2 protein-coding genes are annotated in these 2603 nt (G+C 42.8%); both read right to left on the reverse strand.

The genetic code is table 11. The features are described 5' to 3' along the window. Nucleotides 1–52: 52 nt before the first annotated feature. Entirely contained in the window at nt 53–1360 is a 1308-nt protein-coding gene (locus F6K37_RS37750; protein WP_083373599.1) for a vWA domain-containing protein, read from the reverse strand. Next, nucleotides 1302–2396 carry a hypothetical protein gene (locus F6K37_RS37755; protein ID WP_071103173.1) on the reverse strand — a complete coding sequence of 365 codons (1095 nt, stop codon included), beginning with the start codon at nt 2394–2396 and terminating at the stop codon, nt 1302–1304. The genes F6K37_RS37750 and F6K37_RS37755 overlap by 59 nt, the downstream gene beginning before the upstream one ends. Nucleotides 2397–2603: the final 207 nt, after the last annotated feature.

A 2603-nucleotide genomic window follows, 5' to 3' on the forward strand; every position in this document is an offset into this window, starting at 1 on the left:
GGTCGCACCGCTCCCGACTCCCGACTCCCGACTCCCTGTTCTCTTTGATATATTAATCTTCAAGTTCCTCTCGCTTTAGGTATTGTCCCCAGAAGTAAAATGGCACTGCACCTCCAACTCCCATGACGACGAAAGTACCCACAAACATGGTCAGTCTGATCGGTAAAGGAAGTGACCATCCAAAGGAGGTAATTCTGTAAGGTTTAGGTTCAGAGGGTTCTGTGGAAACATGTCGGGAATCAACTTTAACCTGAACTTGATGCCTTTCCGCCCGTATCGGGTTGGGGTCATTGTAGGTGATTTCATACTCACCGAGCAGAGCATCAAGGAATACTTTCAAAGACTTGCCAAGGGCCTGAGCATCCCCCGAAATTTGACAAATTCCTCCAGTAGTCCTGGAAATTTCGTCTAAGCGATCGCGGTCTACGAACTCTTCTGCTCGTACTCTACCTGTCCTAGCATCATCGCGGGTAGCTTCTCGACCAAGCCCATATTTGTCTCCCAATTCTCCAGGTTTTAAGCCATAGCCCAAAGTATGCACAATAATATTGTCATTCTTTTTGATCAGTCTCTTGAGTGTTTCAAAGTCCTGTTCTTCATTGGGTTGGTTATGGAAGCCATCAGATAGAAGAATAATCGAAAGTCGGGGCTTTTGAGGCTGAGATTGCCAGAAAAACTCTTTTTTCGGATAGAAGCGAGGGTCACCTCTTTTCTCACTTAAGAAATCTACTGCTCTAGAAAGGGGTTTGTAGACATTAGTGGCAGCACAGAGTCTTTTACTAGCAAGCTCATCAAGATAGTTTTGGAGATCCGGGTCTCCTACAGGAAAAAATTTATTGAGTGTTACTTCATTAACAGGATAGCCGCCCTTGGGGCAATTTTTGGGATGGGGTTCACCAAAAGGAACAATTGTCACTTGAGTATCACTACTGCGATCTGCTGTCTTGTTGATAAATTCCCGAATCGCTGCAGTGGCTCCCTCCAGTTTGCTTTGGCTAGAGCCTGGTTTATCCGGATTTGCCATACTGCCACTCATGTCTAGTAGGAAGACAATCCAGGCTGAAGGCTGCTCAGCTTCTGTGGGGTTTTTCCAATGCTTGGGCTTAAAGGTAACTTGATCATTATTGACATAGACCTGGAAATTTTCATCGGTGAGATTGGTGACAGGTTGGTCATATTCATTTTTGACTTGGATGCGAATTTTGACCTGTTCATCGTCAACGGTGGCATTAAGGATTTTCGCTTCTTGTGCCTGTACTCCACTAGGATAAGTAAGGCAACCGGCACACAATATTAGTAAACTAAGCTTGCGGGTCAAAGAAACGATTGTAGTAGACAAAGCGATAGATTTTTTCTTCATTTTTACCTCCTGGATAAAGGCTATTAAACGTCAAGACATGGTTATGTTTCAAAATAATATCGTCGCGGTTTTTCAAGGGTTTACCGTTAATTTCGATAGTATGGAAATGTTGGGGATTGGGAGATAAGATGGCTTGGCGCTGCATCACGACTATGTCTGCTACATGGAGTGGCAATCCAGGCAGATAAATATCAGAGCCTCCTTTATGGTTTGTCTGTTTGACAGCAGAGCCGATTCTAATCGTGCCAGTAGCAGGTAATTGAATTGACAAGCCCTCTTCGATTTCATAGGCTTTACTTTTACTGACAAATTTCAGTAAAGGGTTGTCGATTTTGGGAAAAGGATTATTTACGTTTATCACCCCTGGCTCAATATCTTCATAGTTATCTCCCCTGTATTCAAAACCACCACCTGCTCTCAGTGCTGCCATATAACTTGGTGAATTGGTAATGCTAAACACTAAACCGAGCACCAAGCCTAGAATGGAGAATCCTAGAGGGTCTTCAAAACCTCTGTTTTCGATCTCACTCAACAGTGGGCGGATGGATTCAAACAGTAGAGCAGCAACTAAAGCTGCACCACTAGCAGCAATCATGCTAGTTTTTAACCGTTGTTGGAAGCGTTTGGAATCCCCTGCTTCCACACTGCGCCACCACCAAGTCAGTCCCTCTGCCAAGCCTACTGAGCTACCAATTAAGAGCCAACTTAGGAGTCTAATAATAATTCCTGGAATAGGAGATAATAATAGGATTTGGTAAATCAGTCCAGAAATTAAACCGATGATAATTCCTAAGGCAGCAGCAATCAGGATCGGAATTTTGGCAATGCGGAGGTTTAGTTTAAATCTGGTGGGGTTACTAATAAAGATTTCATTAATCACCATCCCCACCGCTAAGGAGATAGCAATGCAGGGAAATAGAACAGTTTCTTCTGGAATTAGCCTTGACAAGCCTAGGTTAGTAATGGCGAATTGACCGAGATTCCAGCCAATTAAGGCTGAGGTTATGCCAGCGATTATATAAAGGTAAATCCGCATTTTTTTATGTCATTTTTGGTTTGAATTATCCAGCTTTTCGAGTAGATGGTTTTTTGTTTCTTTTTTTAAACGATTATAGGATGAGACCAACCCTTTAGCCACGGTCATAAATGCAGAAATTCAGGCATAATTTAGTTATTATTACTGTTAAACAGACCTACTATCGTCAGGGAATAACAACTGCTAAAGGTAATTGATTCAAAGGCG

Source organism: Moorena sp. SIO4E2, from assembly GCF_010671945.1.
In the GTDB taxonomy this organism is placed as follows: Bacteria; Cyanobacteriota; Cyanobacteriia; order Cyanobacteriales; family Coleofasciculaceae; genus Moorena; species Moorena producens.